Annotated in this window: 15 protein-coding genes and 2 tRNA genes; 16 read left to right on the top strand and 1 reads right to left on the bottom strand. The window is 72.0% G+C overall.

What is annotated here, in order from left to right:
* Positions 1-21: 21 nt before the first annotated feature.
* The 7 genes from LX83_RS06390 (at position 22) to LX83_RS06420 (ending at position 7,305) form a co-directional block, all read left to right on the top strand.
* Positions 22-642, top strand: a complete 621-nt coding sequence (locus LX83_RS06390; protein ID WP_253768087.1) for an HAD family hydrolase — start codon at positions 22-24, stop codon at positions 640-642.
* A 358-nt stretch (positions 643-1,000) separates the two neighbouring features.
* Positions 1,001-2,737 carry a DUF11 domain-containing protein gene (locus LX83_RS06395; RefSeq protein WP_253768089.1) on the top strand — a complete coding sequence of 579 codons (1,737 nt, stop codon included), beginning with the start codon at positions 1,001-1,003 and terminating at the stop codon, positions 2,735-2,737.
* Between the two features lie 396 nt (positions 2,738-3,133).
* Complete coding sequence (locus LX83_RS06400; RefSeq protein ID WP_253768091.1) at positions 3,134-4,504, top strand: MSCRAMM family protein; 1,371 nt, start codon at positions 3,134-3,136, stop codon at positions 4,502-4,504.
* Between the two features lie 206 nt (positions 4,505-4,710).
* Positions 4,711-5,265, top strand: coding sequence for a DUF4352 domain-containing protein (locus tag LX83_RS38330; RefSeq protein WP_253768093.1), 555 nt, complete (start codon positions 4,711-4,713; stop codon positions 5,263-5,265).
* 70 nt (positions 5,266-5,335) lie between these two features.
* On the top strand, positions 5,336-5,707 hold the full coding sequence (locus tag LX83_RS06410) for a VOC family protein (RefSeq protein WP_253768095.1): 372 nt from the start codon (positions 5,336-5,338) through the stop codon (positions 5,705-5,707).
* Between the two features lie 123 nt (positions 5,708-5,830).
* Positions 5,831-6,586 carry a sulfite exporter TauE/SafE family protein gene (locus LX83_RS06415; RefSeq protein WP_253768096.1) on the top strand — a complete coding sequence of 252 codons (756 nt, stop codon included), beginning with the start codon at positions 5,831-5,833 and terminating at the stop codon, positions 6,584-6,586.
* 113 nt (positions 6,587-6,699) lie between these two features.
* A complete protein-coding gene (locus tag LX83_RS06420) occupies positions 6,700-7,305 on the top strand; it encodes a hypothetical protein (protein ID WP_253768098.1) in 606 nt (201 codons plus the stop codon).
* 63 nt (positions 7,306-7,368) lie between these two features.
* Here the strand turns inward: LX83_RS06420 and hisC are convergent, their stop codons facing one another.
* Complete coding sequence (gene hisC, locus LX83_RS06425; protein WP_253768100.1) at positions 7,369-8,439, bottom strand: histidinol-phosphate transaminase; 1,071 nt, start codon at positions 8,437-8,439, stop codon at positions 7,369-7,371.
* Between the two features lie 142 nt (positions 8,440-8,581).
* Between hisC and LX83_RS06430 the strand changes: the two genes are divergently transcribed.
* The 9 genes from LX83_RS06430 (at position 8,582) to LX83_RS06470 (ending at position 17,085) form a co-directional block, all read left to right on the top strand.
* Positions 8,582-9,283 carry a dienelactone hydrolase family protein gene (locus LX83_RS06430; protein ID WP_253768102.1) on the top strand — a complete coding sequence of 234 codons (702 nt, stop codon included), beginning with the start codon at positions 8,582-8,584 and terminating at the stop codon, positions 9,281-9,283.
* 179 nt (positions 9,284-9,462) lie between these two features.
* The gene (locus LX83_RS06435; RefSeq protein WP_253768104.1) at positions 9,463-9,939 is read left to right on the top strand and encodes a hypothetical protein; all 477 of its coding nucleotides are present in this window, start codon (positions 9,463-9,465) and stop codon (positions 9,937-9,939) included.
* On the top strand, positions 9,936-11,297 hold the full coding sequence (locus LX83_RS06440; RefSeq protein ID WP_253768106.1) for a WXG100 family type VII secretion target: 1,362 nt from the start codon (positions 9,936-9,938) through the stop codon (positions 11,295-11,297). Before LX83_RS06435 ends, LX83_RS06440 begins: the two co-directional genes overlap by 4 nt.
* On the top strand, positions 11,290-12,039 hold the full coding sequence (locus tag LX83_RS06445) for an ESX secretion-associated protein EspG (RefSeq protein WP_253768108.1): 750 nt from the start codon (positions 11,290-11,292) through the stop codon (positions 12,037-12,039). Before LX83_RS06440 ends, LX83_RS06445 begins: the two co-directional genes overlap by 8 nt.
* 60 nt (positions 12,040-12,099) lie before the next feature.
* Complete coding sequence (locus LX83_RS06450) at positions 12,100-14,124, top strand: acetoacetate--CoA ligase (protein WP_253768110.1); 2,025 nt, start codon at positions 12,100-12,102, stop codon at positions 14,122-14,124.
* A gap of 211 nt (positions 14,125-14,335) precedes the next feature.
* A tRNA-Ser gene (locus LX83_RS06455) sits at positions 14,336-14,426 on the top strand.
* 35 nt (positions 14,427-14,461) lie between these two features.
* Positions 14,462-14,534: transfer RNA gene (locus tag LX83_RS06460), tRNA-Arg, on the top strand.
* Between the two features lie 502 nt (positions 14,535-15,036).
* Positions 15,037-15,417: a VOC family protein gene (locus tag LX83_RS06465; protein ID WP_253768112.1), complete on the top strand. Its 381-nt coding sequence runs from the start codon at positions 15,037-15,039 to the stop codon at positions 15,415-15,417.
* Between the two features lie 99 nt (positions 15,418-15,516).
* The gene (locus LX83_RS06470) at positions 15,517-17,085 is read left to right on the top strand and encodes an SMI1/KNR4 family protein (protein ID WP_253768114.1); all 1,569 of its coding nucleotides are present in this window, start codon (positions 15,517-15,519) and stop codon (positions 17,083-17,085) included.
* The last annotated feature ends 30 nt before the right edge of the window (positions 17,086-17,115 follow it).

Consider the following 17,115-nt stretch of genomic DNA (forward strand, 5'->3'; position numbering starts at 1 on the left):
AGTTAGTCGGGACTTTGAACCGTGAACGAGACCATGAAGTTGGTCGAACTGCTGGCGGACAAACGGGCGGTTCTCTTCGATTTCGACGGCCCCGTTTGCGATGTGTTCGCCGGCTTGCGGGCTTCGGACATCGCCGCTGACCTGGTGGCGCTGCTGCGTCGACTCGACGTCGAGATGACGCCTGTGCTTGCCGCTGAGCGGGACCCCATGGCGGTGTTGCGCTTCGCCGCGACAGCCGAGCCGGCGGTGACCCGAGCGGTGGAGGACGCGCTCTGCGCCGCCGAACTGGCCGCGGTAGACATGGCCAGGCCGACCCGAGGGGGAGTGGAGACCGTCCTGGCGTGCCTGGCGGCGGGGAAGGTCGCGGCGGTCGTGAGCAACAACTCCGCCGCTGCTGTTCACCGATACCTCGACAGCCACGACCTGACGGGGACGGTGTGGCCGGTGGTGGGTCGGCCGTACGCGGAGCCAGACCGCATGAAGCCGAGCCCGGAGCCCCTCGAACGGACGTTGGCGCAGTTGCCCGTTGCCGCGGGCGAGGCCGTGCTGATCGGCGTGTGCCGGTCGCGGTGGAAGACGGCCTCTGGTGGGCTCAACTGGGTGCCGGTGCCCCGGACGAGACGACACATCGGGCAGTCGTAGTCCGCTGGCGCGTGGTTTCGCATCGGCGGAATGTACGGGTGTTTTTGTGGCCACGGGTGGGTTGCTGCTCCGGTCGGACTATTTCCGGGCTGCTTTTCGTTGTCTTTGGTTCGGCGTTTGGGGCTATTCGGGACGGCGGAGATAACGAGTTGGTGGGTGCGTGCCTGGGGTGGTGGTCGCGGGCGTAGTTTCGGGGCTGTCCTGTTGGTGCCATGGGCTGGCAACGGGATCGGGGGACGTGTGGGCTGGCGTCATGGCTGCTGCGCCTTGAGGGGATGATTTGTCGGCTACCACCGCGCGCCGAATTGTGGCGAGATTGGGCGCGCTTTCACTGAGTTCCGCGCTTGCGCTAGGGGGAATGGTCGCCGGGACGGCGTTGGCGGAGGGGACGGGCGGCACGCCCGGCGCCGCCACGGACTCGGCCACCGCGCCCGTGCCGGACGGCTCGACCACGCCGGAGTCGCCGGGCACCGCTGATCCGTCACCACCGCCGGCCGAGTCAGCGCCGCCGGCGGCACCTCCGGCCGCCCCGCCCTCGGTACCGCCCGCGGGGCAACCGCCGCAGGACGCCCATGTGGGCGACTGGCCCGACCTGCGGGTCACCGCCAGCTTCTCCAAGGCCGCCTACGGGCCGGACGAGCAGCTGCGCATCACCGTGGAGGTCAGCAACGCCGGTGCGGTGCCCGCCGCCGGGGTCCGGGTGCGCTACGACCCGGCGCCGAACGGGGTGCGCCTGGACGACCCGGGCTGGGGGGAGCTGGGCACCGGGGTCGCCCTCGCGCCAGGGGAGAAGCGGACGCTGCAGCTGACCGGGAAGCGGTTCGACGACAACGCCGTTCCGGTCCGGTTCTCCGGTGATGTCGTGAGCGACCCGGCCGAGGACGCGAATCCGGCGGACAACCGGTTCGACATCCAGGCGAACATCGACGGCCCGGTGGGTGAGGTCTCCGGGGTCGTCTTCCACGACGTCAACGGGAACGGCACGCCCGACCCGGCCGAGGCGATCGGGCGCACCGAGGTGCTGCTGGAGGACAACGGCCACCCGGCCCGCGGCTTCCTGGCGGTCACCGACGAGCAGGGGCAGTACACCGTCAAGGACGTCCCGGTCGGGGACTACCACGTCTCGCTCACCGCGCGGGACTGGGCGGTGAGCGCCGGGACATCGCGCGTCACGGTGAAGCCGGGCAAGAACAAGGACACCCACGTCCGGGCCGTGCACCCGGTGTTCGGCACGCTCAGCGCGTCGATGAAGCTGGACCGGGACACCTACCAGCCGGGCGACACCGCCAAGGTCCAGGTGACCCTGGTCAACCGGGGCACGGTCGACGTGGTCGGGGTGACCGCGGGCTGCAACGGCTACGGCAACCCGAACGGCCTGAAGGGTGACGGGGCTGGTTGGGGCGCGCTGGCGCACCGGGGTGCCGGGGTCACGGTTCCGGCCGGCGCCACCATCACCGTGGACGTGTCCGAGGCCGTGCCGGCGGAGGCCCGCAGGTTCGGGTACGTGCAGGCGTCGTGCGGTTTCACCAACGGTGACGACGACCGGGACTGGGACGAGCTGTGGGCGGTGGCCAGGGCCAAGGTGCCGGGGGCCAGCGGCGGCGCCACGGGCGTGCTCAGCTACGACGACGACAAGGACGGCCAGGCCACCGGCGACGGCGTGGCCAACACCAAGCTGGTGCTGCTCGACGCCGACACCCGCAAGGTCGTGACCAGGGGCTACACCGACGCGGCCGGCAAGATCGCGTTCGGCGACGTGCCCGCCGGCCGCTACGACCTGTACGTGGTGGGGCCGTGGCAGGAGCGGGACCCCGAACAGGTCTACGAGTTGCGCGGTGACGAGGTGACCGACTGGGGCTACCTGTGGGTGGTGCCCGGTCCCAACCAGCCCGATCCCGAGGGGCAGGCACCGACCGACCCGGGCGCGCCCGCCGGTCCGGGCGGTCCGGCTGGCTCGGGTTCGGTGCCGACCCGGCCGGCGGGGCTGGCCGCCACCGGAGCGGACGCGGTCGGGCTGCTGGTGCCCGCGCTGGTGGCGCTGGCCGCCGGCGTCGGCCTGCTGGTGGTGACGCGCCGCCGCAGGGCGGCGGCCTGACCGGGTGAGCGGCTGATCGGTGGGGCGGCGCGGGACGTTGCCCACCGATCAGCCTCCGGTCGCGAAGTGGATTCCTGGAAACGTGCCGGACGCTCGAAATCGCCGTGTGTTGCTGGTATGTTCGGCCGAATTTCGGGGTCCTTTTTTGTTGCCCTCGTTCGCCGCTTGGGGCTAGTGGATCGAGTGCGGATAACGAATTGGTCGTCGGGTGGCCGATGGCGTGCTACGGGCGTAGCGTCGGTGCTGTCCGGCCTGGTCCGAGGCCAGTAGCAGAATCGGAATCGGAGCCGGGTCAGGGCCGCGCTGTGTCCGCATTGCTTCACTAAGGGGTTGAATTTGTTCTCCACTGCTGCGCGCCGATTTGCGGCGAGCTGGGGCGCGCTTTCGCTGGCTTTCGTGATCTCCTCCGGTGGGCTGGCCGCCGGCGTGGCGTCGGCGGCGGAGCCGGCTGACGCCAGGCCCGACCTGCGGGTGTCCGTCAACTTCACCAAGGACGTGTACGACAACGAGCCACCCGAGGTGGTGGTGTCGGTGACCAACGTGGGCACCGCGGCCGCCACGAGTGTCTGGGGCAGGCAGGTTGAGGAGCCCACCCGCCTGCGCCTGAACCGCAGCACCTGGGGGCCGTTCCGAGGCGCGCGGATCGAACCGGGGCAGACCCTCACCGGCACCCTGCAGGGCTACTACGGTGACCAGGTCTCGACCGTGCTCACCTTCACCGGCAGTGTGATCGACACCGTGGCCGGCGACGCGAACGAGGCGGACAACCACTTCGCGGTTCGCGCGATCGCCGAGGGCCTGCGCGGTGGCGTGTCCGCCACCGTGCTGATCGACAACCCCGAGCAGCCGCCCCTGGCCGGCGTGGGGGTCGAGGTGTGGAGCCCGAGCCTGAACAAGAACTTCGGGCGGCGGACCACGGACGCGCGGGGCGTCTTCTCCTACCCCGACCTGCCCGCCGGCGAGTACGAACTCTGGCTGCTCGACGGCTGGACGGTCCAGCCCGGCCTCGGGCGGTTCCACGTGTACCCCAACAAGCAGAACAGCACGTTCTTCCGGGGCGTCCGGACCAACACCAACGACCTGGCCGCGGCCGTGGAGTTCCAGCGGGACGGCTACCAGCCGGGCGAGTCGGCCCAGGTCGCGGTGACCCTGACCAACAGGGGCACGACCGACCTGGCGGGCGTGCGCGCGGCCTGCACCGGCGCCAGGGACCCGTACGCGCTCACCGGTGCGGGTGCCGGCTGGGGTGAACTGGACCGGTACGCCGGCAGGGGCGTGACCGTGCCCGCGGGGCGGTCCGTGACCGTGACGGTGTCGGAGCGGGTGCCGGAGGCGGCGCGCGAGCGGGGTTATGTCGAGGTGTCCTGCGGGTTCGGCAACGGCGACGACAACGACGACTTCAACCACCCGTGGGCGAGCGCGCTGGCCAGGGTGCCTGGCATGACCGGTGGCGCCACCGTGACCGTGGCCTGGGACCGCAACAACGACGGCCAGCTCGCCGGTGACGGGGTGGCCGGTGCCGAGCTGGTGCTGGTCGATGTCGTGTCGGGCGCGGAAACGGCCAGGTCGGTCACCGACGCCACCGGCCGGGCCGAGTTCCGCGATGTCCCGGCCGGCCGGTACCGGTTGGCCACCGGCGGCCTGTGGCGGCCGGAGTACCCGGACGACGCCGACAACACCCGCGACGTGCTGGGTGGCGGCGTGCGCGACCTGGGCGATTTCCTGGTCCGGCCCGCGTTCGTCCGGCCGGGCACGCCGGATTCCTGACCGCGGGTATTCGCCCGAACACGCGCCGCGCGTTCGGGCGATTTCTTTTTTCCTGTTTTCTCGGGCTGTTTTTCTGACCTCTGGTTCAGTTCAACTGAACTCGGGTGCACGAACTTGCGTTGTGTTTTTCGGATTGGCAGGATGCGGCGCTGTTTCCATTTTCCGCTCATTCGATTCTGGTTGGGGAGAAAGTGAAGAAGCTCGTCGTGTCGCTCGCTGTCGTGGCGCTGGGGCTGGCCGGGTGCGGCAGCTCGGTCACCGGGTCCGCCAAGACCGCGCAGTCCACCGGTCAGGCCGAGCAGAGCAGCACCGGGGCCGCGCAGGACGCCAAGGACGACAAGGCCGCGCCAGCCGGCGACCAGGAGGTGGCGTTCGGCGAGAAGGTGGTCGTCAAGCAGGACTCGACAACCGAGTACTCGGTCACGATCGGGGCGCCCGAGGAGGTCACCGAGAAGACGGACTTCCCGCCCGAGGGCCGCTACGTGAGCGTGGCCGCCTCGGCGGCGTTGACCGACGGTGTGCTGGCCGTGGTCAGCGAGGACGACTTCGTGCTGGTCGACTCGCAGGGCAAGAAGTACGAGCCCACCCCGGCCGGGCTGGACCTGGAGAACGCGTTCATCCACATGCTGGGCACGGTCGGCGAGACCAAGACCGGCACGATCTTCTACGACGTGCCGACCGGCGCCAAGGGGTTCTCCGTGGTGTTCACACCGACCGACAACAACGAGAAGCCGGTGGGCGTGACCGCCACCTGGAAGTGACCGCGACCGGGAAATGACCGCGGCTGGAAATGACCGCGGCCCCGGCGCACCTGGCTGACACGATGGCCGGATGACAGCTCGGTTCAAGGACCTGTGCCTGGACGCCAACGACCACCAGCGGCTGGCCGACTGGTGGTGCGCGGCACTCGGGTACGTGCGCAGGGACAGCCTGGCGGAGCCCGAGGACGGGTGGGTGCGGCCGGTTGACTGGCCGGTGCCGATCGTGGACGTGACCGGCGCGGGCCCGCTGATCTGGATCGTGCCGGTGCCCGAGGCGAAAACCGGCAAGAACCGCATGCACGTGGACGTCTGGGGGGACACCGAGGAGCTGCTCGCGGCCGGCGCGACGCTGGTGCGGCGGCGCGGCGGCGACATCGAGTGGGACGTGCTCGCCGACCCGGAGGGCAACGAGTTCTGCGTGTTCGCCCCCCGGGGCGACTGACCGGCCGGCCGGCCGGGCCCGGTCGGGTGCTGTCGCCATCGCCACAGCGCGGAGCACCAGCGCTGCCGGCCGGTCACACCTAGGATCAATTCGTTGTTGACATAACAACGAAAAGAGGTGGGTGTGACCGCGCTGGAGGCCGTGGGCATCGCGTTGGCCGGCCTGTTCGCGGGCACCATCAACACCGTGGTCGGCTCGGGCACCCTGGTCACCTTCCCGGTGCTGCTCGCGGCCGGCTTCCCGCCGGTGACCGCCAACGTGTCCAACAGCCTCGGGCTGGTGCCCGGCTCGGTCAGCGGCGCCATCGGCTACCGGCGGGAGCTGGTCGGCCAGCGGGCCAGGCTGCTGCGGCTGGGCACCGCCTCGGTGCTCGGCGGCATCGTCGGCGCGATCCTGCTGCTCGTGCTGCCGGCGGACGCGTTCGCCGCCATCGTCCCCGCGCTCATCGCGGTCGCGCTGGTGCTGGTGGTGCTCCAGCCCTGGCTCGCCCGCAAGCTGGCCACCCGGCAGGGGCAGCGGCACGAGCACGGCGGCGTCGCCCTGTTCGTGGGCACGTTCCTCACCGGCATCTACGGCGGCTACTTCGGCGCGGCCCAGGGCGTGGTGGTGCTCGCGCTGGCCGGCATCCTCATCGACGAGACCTTGCAACGGCTCAACGCGGTCAAGAACATCCTCACCGCCACCGTGAACCTGGTGTCCGGGCTCATCTTCGTGTTCGCCGCGCACGTGGCATGGGACGCGGTCGCCCTGCTGGCGGTCGGCTCGATCGTGGGCGGCCAGATCGGCGCCAAGATCGGCCGGCGGCTGCCGCCGGCGGTGCTGCGCGCGGTCATCGTGGTGGTGGGCGTGGCCGCCATCCTCCAGCTGCTGCTCAAGTGACCCGGACTGGTCCGGCTGTCGCAGTGACCAGCCTCCGTTGGCCCACGCGCCACCCGCCGCGGCCTGGTTAACCTCGCGGTGGGCGCGCGCACGCCAACGGAAGGGTGTGGCCGATGACCACCACCAGAGCGCGGATGACACCGATCCTGCTGGCCGCGGTCTGCCTGGCCGGGGTGGCCGGGTGCAGCCAGGAGCAGGCGGCCAGCCACGCGCGGGCGCACCAGCACCACGTCGGGCAGACCGGCACGGCCACGGCCACGGCCGGCGCGGCCGCGCTGGGCCAGTCGTTCGGGTCACTGCCCGAGCTGTGGAAGTGGGTGCAGGACAGCACCGGTGAGTGCGCCGACGCCCGGCCGGCCAGCCGCCAGGAACTGGCCGACTACCTCGGTCCCACCCGGATCAGCTGGTACGACCCGTACGTGGCGGAGTGGGCGGTCTGCGGTGTGGCGCCCTACGACCGGCTGGGCCTGGTGCTGTTCAAACCCGACCAGCAGCGGGCGCTGGAGGAGTTCTGGAAGCGGGGCGTGGACAGCGGCGAACTCCAGGACAACTCGGACTGGGCGTTCGGCAACGGGTTCGCGGTCACCGCCGGCCCGCTGGGGGTCGAGGAACTGGGGCTGCACTACCTGTGGTGCGAGCCGGTCGACGACCCCCAGGCGCACCGCATCCCGGCGGACGTGGCCGGCTGCGACTTCGCCATGCCCCAGCACGAGCACTGACCCGACCGGCGAGCCGGACCGGGGTTGCCCGCCGCCGGGCAACCCCGCCGGTGCTCAGTTCCCTCAGCCCAACTCGAAGGAGCGGGCCGCGGCCAGGAACGCGTCGTTCTCCTCGGGCGTGCCCACCGTGACCCGGGCGCCGTCGCCGACGAAGGCGCGCACCACGACCCCGTGGTTCAGGCAGTGCTCGTTGAACTCCGCGGTCCGCTCGCCCAGCGGCAGCCACACGAAGTTGCCCTCCGAGCGCGGCACCTCGTAGCCGGCGGCCAGCAGCTCGCCGCGCACCCGGGTGCGCTCGCCCACCAGGTCGCGGCAGCGCGCCAGCAGCTCGTCCTCGGCGGCCAGCGAGGCGATGGCCGCGGTCTGCGCCAGGCTGTTGACCGAGAACGGCACGTACACCTTGCGCAGGGTCGCGGCCACGCCCTCCGGCGCCACGCAGTAGCCCACCCGCAGCCCGGCCAGGCCGTAGGCCTTGGAGAAGGTGCGCAGCACGACCAGGTTGTCCCGGCCGCGCGCCCAGTGCTCCTTGGCCAGCTCCACCCCGTCCGGCACGTCCGGGTCGACCACGTACTCCCGGTAGGCCTCGTCCAGCACCACCAGCACGTCGTCCGGCACGGCGGCCAGGAACCGCTCCAGCTCCTGCCGGCGCAGCGCGGTGCCGGTCGGGTTGTTCGGGTTGCACACGAAGACCAGTCGGGTGGCCGGGGTGATGGCCGCGGCCATCGCGGTCAGGTCCAGCTCGTGGGTGCCGGTGAGCGGAACCGGCCTCGGCTGGGCGCCGACCACCCGGACCAGCACCGGGTACGCCTCGAAGGACCGCCAGCCGAAGACGACCTCGTCCCGGTCGGTGCAGGTGGCCTGGATGAGTTCCTGGCACAGGGTCACCGACCCGCAGCCCACCGCCACCTGCGACTCCGGCACCGCCAGCTTGGCGGCCAGGTGGCGGACCAGTTCGGTGGCGCCGTTGTCCGGGTAGCGGTTGATCTCGCCGGCCGCCTTGCCGATCGCCTCCACCACGCTGGGCAGCGGGCCGGCCGAGACCTCGTTGCTGGCCAGCTTGATCGCGCCGGGCAGACTGCGACCGGGCACGTATCCAGGGATGTGGTCAAGGTCGGCGCGGGTGCGCACGGTCATGCGGTGCTCCTCTTCCTCCTCCGGTCGCCGGCCCGGTCGCCGACTCGCAACAGGACGGTAACCGGGCCGCCGCTGTTCCGGTCATTGCTCCGTCTGGTTGGTCACGTTGACGTCTGTTCACCCTTACGTGGTTGGCTGAGGTATGACCGAGACCAGGACCGAAACCCTGCAGCTGACCGACGGCCGCGAACTCGTGCTGACCGTGGCGGAACCGGAGAACGCTGTCCGGGGTGGTCTTGTCGTGCTGCACGAGGCGCTCGGGGTCACCGACACCGTTCGCGGCCTGGTCGCCACCCTGGCCGACGAGGGCTGGCTGGCGGTCGCGCCACACCTGTTCCACGACGCCGAGGAACCGGACCAGGCCGACGGCGGCTCCGCCGCGGTGCAGGCCAGGGTCGACCGGCTCACCGGCGAGTCCGTGCTCGCCGACACCGACGTGGCGTTCGTCTGGCTGGGCGAGCGCGGCGTGCCCGCCGACCAGATGGGCGTGATCGGGTTCGACCTGGGCGGTGCCGTCGCCCTGGTGGTCGCGGCCAGCCGCACCCTGGGCGCGGCGGTCAGCGTCGCCGGCGGCGGGGTGCTGGCGCCGATCTCGCCCGGGCTGCCCGCGCTGGTGGAGGTGGCCGGCGAGCTGGCCAGCCCGTGGCTGGGGCTGTACGGCGACGAGGACGAGGCGATTCCCGTGGAGGACGTGGAAAAGCTGCGGGACGCGGCGGCCAGTGCCAAGGTGGCCACCAACGTGGTGCGCTTCGCCGGGGCCAACCACCGGTTCGACGCCTCGCCCGAGGCCGCGGCCGAGGCCTGGCAGCGGGCGCTGAACTGGTTCGACTCCCACCTGCGCTGACGCCTCGGGCAGGCACCGGACACCGCTGAACAGAGCACGGCGTTCAGCGGTTCGGCGGTGTGCGCGCAGAAAGTTCGCAAAAGCGGGAACCGGAACACGATTCGCTGCTTCAATTCCAGCGGGTGCACCACTTAGCGATGGGGGCAGGGGTGGAGACTGACTCGGGAACGCAGACAACGGTGGACGCCGCATCCGTGGCGACCACCTCCGGGGTGCTGCTCCCCGCGGACGACCAGGTGACCGCCGCGGCCGGGCAGCCGGCCACCACCGACGGGCAGCTGTCGTTCGCGGTCGGCGCGATCGTCCAGATCGGCGGGGCCGTGGCCGAGGGCGCGGTGCGGCTGACCGAGGAAGCCGCGCAGGGCATCCTCCAGGTGATCGGCTCGGCCCGCACCGAACTGGCCACCCTCCAGCGCAACGCCGAACAGGACCTGGGCACTCCACTGCTGTTCGGCAACAACTTCGTCGGGCGGGCCATCGCCGAGCGGCTGCGCGGGGTGGCCAGCGAGGGCGCCGAGTCGGCCGTGGGCGTGGTGACCAGCTTCGCCGAGGTGCTCGACCAGGTGGAGGCGACCGTCCGGGCCGCGGCGGGACTGCTCACCGACACCGACGCCGCGGCCGGGCAGGCGATCACGCGGGCCGGGGGGCAGCGGTGAACGAGTCGTACCCGCAGCCGCCGCGCACCGAGCCGGCCAACCTGAACGAGCCGGTGGACTGGATGGCCTGGAGCCACCAGGAGCTGTACGACATGATCCACACCGGCGTTGACCTGGCCGCGGCCAGCGCGGTGGTGGCCGGCTGGACCAGGCTGGGCAACGGCCTGCACGACATCGCCCAGCAGCTGCTCAACGCGGTGCAGGCCTCGGAGAGCGGCTGGGAGGGCGCCGCGGCCGACCAGGCCCGCCAGGGCATGCGCGCCGTGGCCGACTGGACGATCAGCACCGGCGACCTGGCCCACCAGGCCGCCTCCGCCGTCGCCGCCGAGATCGAGCACGTGGAGCTGGCCAGGGCCACCATGCCGCCGCCCACGGCGACCTCGTCGCTGGACCTGTCCGGCTTCCTGCCGGCCAGCACCGGCACCGACCCGGTGGCGGGCGGCGCCGAGGCGACACACATGTCCAGTGCGTCCTCGGACAACAAGCCCGGGTTGATCGAGGGCAGCGGACCGGCGGACAGCGCCGGCGGCTTCGTCTCGGTGCTCGGCGGCGACTCCGGCGGCTCCAGCTCCCTGGTCAGCGGCGAGGTGCCGGACACCTCCAGCGGTGGCGGCGAAACGGTCAGCGGGGTCTACTTCCTCGTCGGCGACCCCGGCAACGACCTGGCCGCCAACCAGGCCAGCGCGGACGCCGCGCACCGCGAGGCCGCCAACGTGATGAGCCAGTTCCAGGCCAACTCCAGTGCCGTGGACAGCACGGTTCCCTCGTTCTACGCGCCGACCAACCCCGTGCTGGACCCCAGCCAGAAGGCGGTGGCGCTCCCGCCGACAGGCACGCCGACACCGGTCGGCGCCGAACCCGCCGGCCCGGTGGGTGGCGGTGCCGTGGTGGGCGGCCGCACGCCCGGCGGGTACTCCGGCGGCTACCCCGGTCGGATCGCGGCCCTGACCCCCGGCGTGTCCGGCGGCACGGTCACCGGGCGGGGCGGCGCGTTCGGCATCGGCGCGCCCGGGTCGCAGCCCGGTGCGGGCCAGTCGCCGCTGGACCGGGTGGGCGGCCGGGCCGGCGGCGTGGTCGCCAACGAACCGCTGGCCCCTCGGCCGGGCGGTGCGGGCGGCCCCGGCAGCGGTGGCCTCGCCGCTGCCGCGCGGGGCGGCGCCGGTGCCGGGGTTGGTGCTGGTGCTGGTGCTGGTGCCGGCGGGTACGGCGGCATGCCGCTGGGCGCGCGCGGCGACGACGACCGGGAGCACCGGCGGCCGGACTACCTGGAGGAGGACGACAACATCTTCGGCCTCGACGGGCAGTACGCGCCGCCGGTGATCGGGGAGTCCAGCAGAGGGCGGCACGACGATGACTGATCCGGAACACGACTGGATCAGGCTGGCGCTGCCCGAGTTCTTCGCGCTGTGGCGCACCCACCACCCCGGCCACGAGCGGGTGCCGCTGGGCGTGCCGCACTTCGGCGCCACCGCCGAGGACCGCCGGGTGCTGGTGGACACCGCCTCGCGGACGTTGTCCCAACGGGGGCTGGGCACCGTGCACCAGCCAGCCCGCGACCTGGAGCTGCTGCTGTCCGCGCTGGCCAGGACCGGCACCACCGCCGTGCACTTCCACGAGGTCTACCCGGACTGGCGGGCCACCGGCGTGGTCGTGCGGGGTGTCATCGCCGCCCGGGTGGACCAGGAGGTGCTGCTCGCCCCGGTCCGGCGCGCCCGGCTGGCGCCCGCGGCCGTGAGCGTGCTGCCCGACCACGTGGCCGGTCCCGGCCGCTCGGTCAACGTGCGGTGGGCCGACTACCAGCGGGCCGCCCGGATCGGCTCGGCCGAGGGCACCGAGGCGTTCCTCGACGAGCTGCGCGCGGCCGGCGTGCGCGAACCCGAGGCACGCACCCTGCTGCGCGTGGTCAGCGGCCGGCGCGGCGGCGGCCAGTTCAGCGCGCGCGGCCAGGGCTCGGGCAGCAACCCGGTCAACTGGCTGGACACCGCCGAGGGCCGGTACGCGCTGCGGCGCAGCCGGGAGTACCTGGTCGTCACCCCGGTCGACGCCAACCGGCTGACCGGCACGGTGGCCGACCTGATCGGTGAGCCACGGGCGAACTGAGCACGGCCCCCGGGCCACAAGAGGTGGTCAAGCGGTCCCGGATCGACTAGGAACGGGGCCATGACGGACACTCCGGCCGGCAGCGTTGCCGGCAAGCCCGAGGCCGCCGGCGGTGCGCCCGAGGTGTTGTGGCGGCCAGCGCCGGACCAGGAGGAAACCGGCCGGATGGCGGCCTTCCGCGCCTGGCTGCGCGCCGAACGCGGCCTCGACCTGCCCGACTACCAGCGGCTGTGGGAATGGTCCACCACCGACCTGGCCGGCTTCTGGGGCGCGGTGGCCGAGTTCTGCGACGTGCGCTTCCACCAGCGGCCCGAGCGGGTGCTCAGCGACGAGACCATGCCGGGCGCGCGCTGGTTCCCCGGTGCCACCCTGAACTACGCGGAACACGCGCTGCGGCCCGGACCGGGCAAGGCGGACGACGACCCGGCCGTGCTGTTCCACCGCGAGGACGGGCACGCCGAGCGGCTGACCTACGGCGAACTGCGCGCCCAGGTGGCGGCCGTGCGGGCCGGGCTGGCCGACCTCGGGGTGGGGCGCGGCGACCGGGTGGTGGCGCTGGCCCCGAACTGCCCGCAGACCCTGGTGGCCTTCCTGGCCGCGGCCAGCCTCGGCGCCACCTGGTCGTCGTGCTCGCCCGACTTCGGCGCACGCGCCATCGCCGACCGGTTCACCCAGATCAAGCCGGCCGTGCTGATCGCGGTGGCCGGCTACCGCTACAGCGGGCGGGCCTTCGACGTGCGACCCACCGTGGAGCGGCTGCGCGCCGACCTGCCGGACCTGCGCGCCACCGTGGTGATCGACTACCTGGACAACGGCGCCACCGTGCCCGGCCAGGTCAGCTGGACCGACCTGGTGGACCGGCACGCCGGCGCCGAGCTGGCCTACGAGCCGGTGCCGTTCGACCACCCGCTGTGGGTGCTCTACTCCTCGGGCACCACCGGGCTGCCCAAGGGCATCGTGCACGGGCACGGCGGGATCGTGCTGGAACACCTCAAGGCGCTGTCCCTGCACGCCGACCTCGGGCCGGGCCAGCGGTTCTTCTGGTTCACCACCACCGGCTGGATGATGTGGAACTTCCTGATCTCCGGCCTGCTGGTGGGCACGACCATCGTGCTGTTCGACGGCAGCCCCGGCCACCCGGACCTGACCGCGCTGTGGCGGCTGGCCGAGCGCTACCGGATCACCTACTTCGGCACGTCCGCCCCGTACGTGCAGTCCTGCCTCAAGGAGGGGCTGCGCCCGGCCGAGGCGTTCGACCTGTCCGCGCTGCGCACGGTGGGCTCCACCGGTGCGCCGCTGTCGCCCGAGGGGTTCGCGTGGATCAGCGAGGCCATCGGGCCGCACGTGCAGCCGGCCAGCGTGTCCGGTGGCACCGACCTGTGCACGGCGTTCGTCGGCGCCGCGCCGGACGTGCCGGTGTGGCGCGGTGAGCTGTCCTGCCGGATGCTGGGCGCGGCCGTGGCCGCCTTCGACGAGCAGGGCCGCGCACTGGACGACGAGGTCGGCGAGCTGGTCATCACCAAGCCGATGCCGTCCATGCCGGTGTTCTTCTGGAACGACCCGGACGGCACCCGGCTGCGCGAGGCGTACTTCGAGAACTACCCGGGCGTGTGGCGGCACGGCGACTGGATCCGGATCACCCCGCGCGGCTCAGCGGTGATCTACGGCCGCAGCGACTCCACCCTGAACCGGGGTGGCGTGCGCATGGGCACCAGCGAGTTCTACCGGGTGGTCGAGTCGTTCCCGGAGATCGCCGACTCACTGGTCATCGACACCACCGGCGCCGGCCAGCCCGAGGGCGAACTGCTGTGCTTCGTGGTGCTGGCGCCCGGCGCGGAGCTGGCCGAGGTGGAGCCGGCCCTGCGGCGGGAACTGCGCGCCCAGCTCTCGCCCAGGCACGTGCCCAACCGGTTCGTGGCCGTGCGGGAGATCCCGCGCACCCTCAACGGCAAGAAGTGCGAGGTGCCGGTGAAGAAGATCCTGGCCGGCACCCCGCCGGACCGGGCGGTCAGCCGCGACGCGCTGAGCAACCCGGACTCGCTGACCCCGTTCCTCGACCTGGCCAGCACCAACCACCAGGCCTGACATCCGTGTCGTAGATCACAAACCCGTCGGGCGGCCTTCCGGCCGGTTTCACCCGGGAAAACCACCGCCCGACGGGTGGATGTCCGACCGGTTACAAGCCGTTGACCAGCGGCGATGACCGGGCGGGGGGCGTAGCCTCGATTGTGCAGGGGGGCGTTTTGCTTCCTGGGGGCCGGCATGTGTAATCTATGCGCCGTGGCCGCGGGCCCCGGGAGGCTTCGCCTAGTCTGGTCTATGGCGCCGCACTGCTAATGCGGTTGGGGGCTTAAACCCCCTCCCGGGTTCAAATCCCGGAGCCTCCGCAACATCCAGCTTCGGCTGGATGACAACTGAACAGGCGCTCGTAGCTCAATGGATAGAGCACTTGACTACGGATCAAGAGGTTGCAGGTTCGAGTCCTGCCGAGCGCGCAAGAGCGAGGGTCTTAGCTGGACAGTCAGCTAAGACCCTCGCTTTTTGCGATCTTGGGGTCGTCTCCCACACCGAGCAGGCGCTCGGTGACACCTTGACCCGAGAGTGGGAGACATGGCGAAAGGTGACCTTCCGAAGGGGACCACCCCCGCGGGTGCGGGGACCACTTGCCGATCTGGCGCGGCAACTCCAGCGTGCCGGGACCACCCCCGCGTGTGCGGGGACCACCAGGCCATGACGAAGAACCTTGAGGCTGGCCGGGGGACCACCCCCGCGTGTGCGGGGACCACGCTTCCTGATCAGCAGCTTTCTCTACTGATCTTGCCAGATTTGGCCAGTCAGACGGACTGTTTCAGGCACTTGCCACCGGCTCTCCGGCTCATTCTCCGGCTCGATTTCTCCTGCCGCCTGAGGCTACTCACGTTGCGGTGTTCGCTCTGGCCGCCGGAGCACCCGGCGGTCTTGCTCGTCTTCTCCCCGTCTCGGTGGGAGAATCACCGGATGCCGAGCCGACTAGCCGTCATCGCGATCGACGCCGTCAACCCCGAGGTCGTCGCCGACTTCTGGTGCGCCGTGCTCGGCTGGACCATCCTGGACCGAGCACCCGACGGCATTACCATCGGCGACAGTGAGCGGTCCTGGCCGATGATCGACATCTTCGAGGTGCCCGAGACCAAGACGGTCAAGAACCGCCTGCACTTCGACCTGCGTGCCGACGGGGTGTCGACGGCGGACGAACTGGACCGGCTGCTGGCGCTGGGAGCGCGGCGAGTCGACGTGGGCCAGTCGCCCGACGTGAGCTGGGTCGTCCTGGCCGATCCGGAGGGCAACGAGTTCTGTCTGCTGTCCCAGTCGGTCCAGCAACTGTCCGAACAGAGCTAACGCCTCCGCCCGCCGGCCGCGCGCAGGAACACCGGCCTTTGGTTTGCCGGCTGGTTCGCGCCCGTGGGTTGTCGGGGTGGCCGGCTACGGTGCGGCGCCATGACGACTCCCCCTGTGCTGACCGATCTGGCCGCGCGGATCGCCGCGGCCGCGCCCGAGGGTTGGGAACGGGCTCGGCTGCGGTGGCGCATCCGCGAGGACGGCACGGGCCGCAGCGAGCCCACGTACACGCTGACCGGTGGTGAGAGCCGTCGCGTCAACCTCGACCTGTCGGATCGGGCCTTCGACGTGATCAGGGTGGTGGAGCGCGCGCCGGTGCACCTCGTGCTGGAGGTGGCGGCGACGGGCCAGTTCGCGGCGACCGTGGGTGAGACCGTTGATCGCGGCGAACCGGACAAGTCGATCCTGTACGTCCGCGACGAGGACGCCACCCCGCCGGACCGGGGCGACGAGCAGGACGGGCCCGCCGCCGCCACCCCCGCCGGTGATCCCGAGGAGGCCGTGCGGCTCTTCCACGAGTTGATGCGCCGCCGCGCGGAGATCGTCGGCTATGCGGAAGAACTGCCGCCGCCGGCCAGCGACGAGGACCTGGACGAGCTGGAGGAGCGGCTGGGCGTCGCGCTGCCCGCGGACCTGCGCGCCCTCTACCGCGTCGCCAACGGCGACGACACCCTCACCACGCCGGTGTTCGACCGGCACCCCTGGATTCCCGTCGAGGAGGTGGGTGAGGAGGACGACGAGTGGGCTGAGATCTCGCGGGCCTGGAAATACGAGCCGCAGCGCAAGCCCGTGCTGGACGCCGAGCCGGCGAACAGCGTCCGGCGCTCGGTGCTGCGGCCGGGGTGGATCCGGTTCGCGCACGACACCGGCGGCAACTGGCTCGCCGTGGACATGGACCCGGCCGCCGGCGGGTGTCCGGGCCAGGTCATCGCGGTCGGCATCGACTTCGTGGAGGCGCCCCTCCGCGTCGCCGACTCGGTGACCACGTTCCTGCGCCTGCTGGTGGAGGCGGTGGAGCGGGGTGACTACGAGTGCCACGGCGGGGACGACCTGCACATCGAGGCGGATTTCCCGCACTGGGGCGAGGTGGACCAGGAGCGCACCTGGTACGCGGACGCCCGGCTGCTCGCCGAGGCCGGGGCCGAGGTGCGCCCCAAACTCCAGAAGGTCCGGGTGACCGGCGTCGAGGACCTCGGTTTCCTCGCGAACATGCCCAACCTGCGGGTGGTGGGCCTGGCTGGCCCCGGCCAACTGGATCTGGCCCCGGTGCGCGCGCTGCCGGTCGAGGCACTGGAACTCGACCTGGAGTCCGTCGACCTGGCGCCGTTGGCCGGGCACGACGAGCTGCGCTTCCTGTCGATCACCGCCAGGACCGCCGTTGACCTGGCGCCCCTGCGCACGCTGCCCGCGCTGTGGGCGCTGGACGTGGCGGCCGCCCCGGTCGCCGACCTCGCCGCCATCGCCGACCTGCCCGGTCTGCGCTACCTGGAGGTGACCCGCGACCAGTGGCGCGAGCTGTGGCACCGGGACGATCTGGTGTCGTCCCTCGCCGTCGTCGGCATCCACCCCGAACCGCCGCAGCGGGAGTGGCCGCTCGGCACCGGCTGGGCGGCGACCGAACACGGCCTGCCGCCCCGGCGCGTCACGGGGCACTGGACAACGGGATGACGGGGTGACGCTCGGCGCCCGCTGCCGCGC

It is taken from the genome of Goodfellowiella coeruleoviolacea (assembly GCF_024171785.1).
GTDB lineage: Bacteria > Actinomycetota > Actinomycetes > Mycobacteriales > Pseudonocardiaceae > Goodfellowiella > Goodfellowiella coeruleoviolacea.

Bases quoted from the DNA above. Each gene is read 5' to 3' on its own strand.
- LX83_RS06445 (WP_253768108.1), top strand. From the start codon at position 11,290: ATGACTGATCCGGAACACGACTGGATCAGGCTGGCGCTGCCCGAGTTC.
- LX83_RS06430 (WP_253768102.1), top strand. From the start codon at position 8,582: ATGACCGAGACCAGGACCGAAACCCTGCAGCTGACCGACGGCCGCGAA.
- LX83_RS06465 (WP_253768112.1), top strand. From the start codon at position 15,037: ATGCCGAGCCGACTAGCCGTCATCGCGATCGACGCCGTCAACCCCGAG.
- LX83_RS06420 (WP_253768098.1), top strand. From the start codon at position 6,700: ATGACCACCACCAGAGCGCGGATGACACCGATCCTGCTGGCCGCGGTC.
- LX83_RS06470 (WP_253768114.1), top strand. From the start codon at position 15,517: ATGACGACTCCCCCTGTGCTGACCGATCTGGCCGCGCGGATCGCCGCG.
- LX83_RS06450 (WP_253768110.1), top strand. From the start codon at position 12,100: ATGACGGACACTCCGGCCGGCAGCGTTGCCGGCAAGCCCGAGGCCGCC.
- LX83_RS06395 (WP_253768089.1), top strand. From the start codon at position 1,001: ATGGTCGCCGGGACGGCGTTGGCGGAGGGGACGGGCGGCACGCCCGGC.
- LX83_RS06410 (WP_253768095.1), top strand. From the start codon at position 5,336: ATGACAGCTCGGTTCAAGGACCTGTGCCTGGACGCCAACGACCACCAG.
- hisC (WP_253768100.1), bottom strand. From the start codon at position 8,439: ATGACCGTGCGCACCCGCGCCGACCTTGACCACATCCCTGGATACGTG.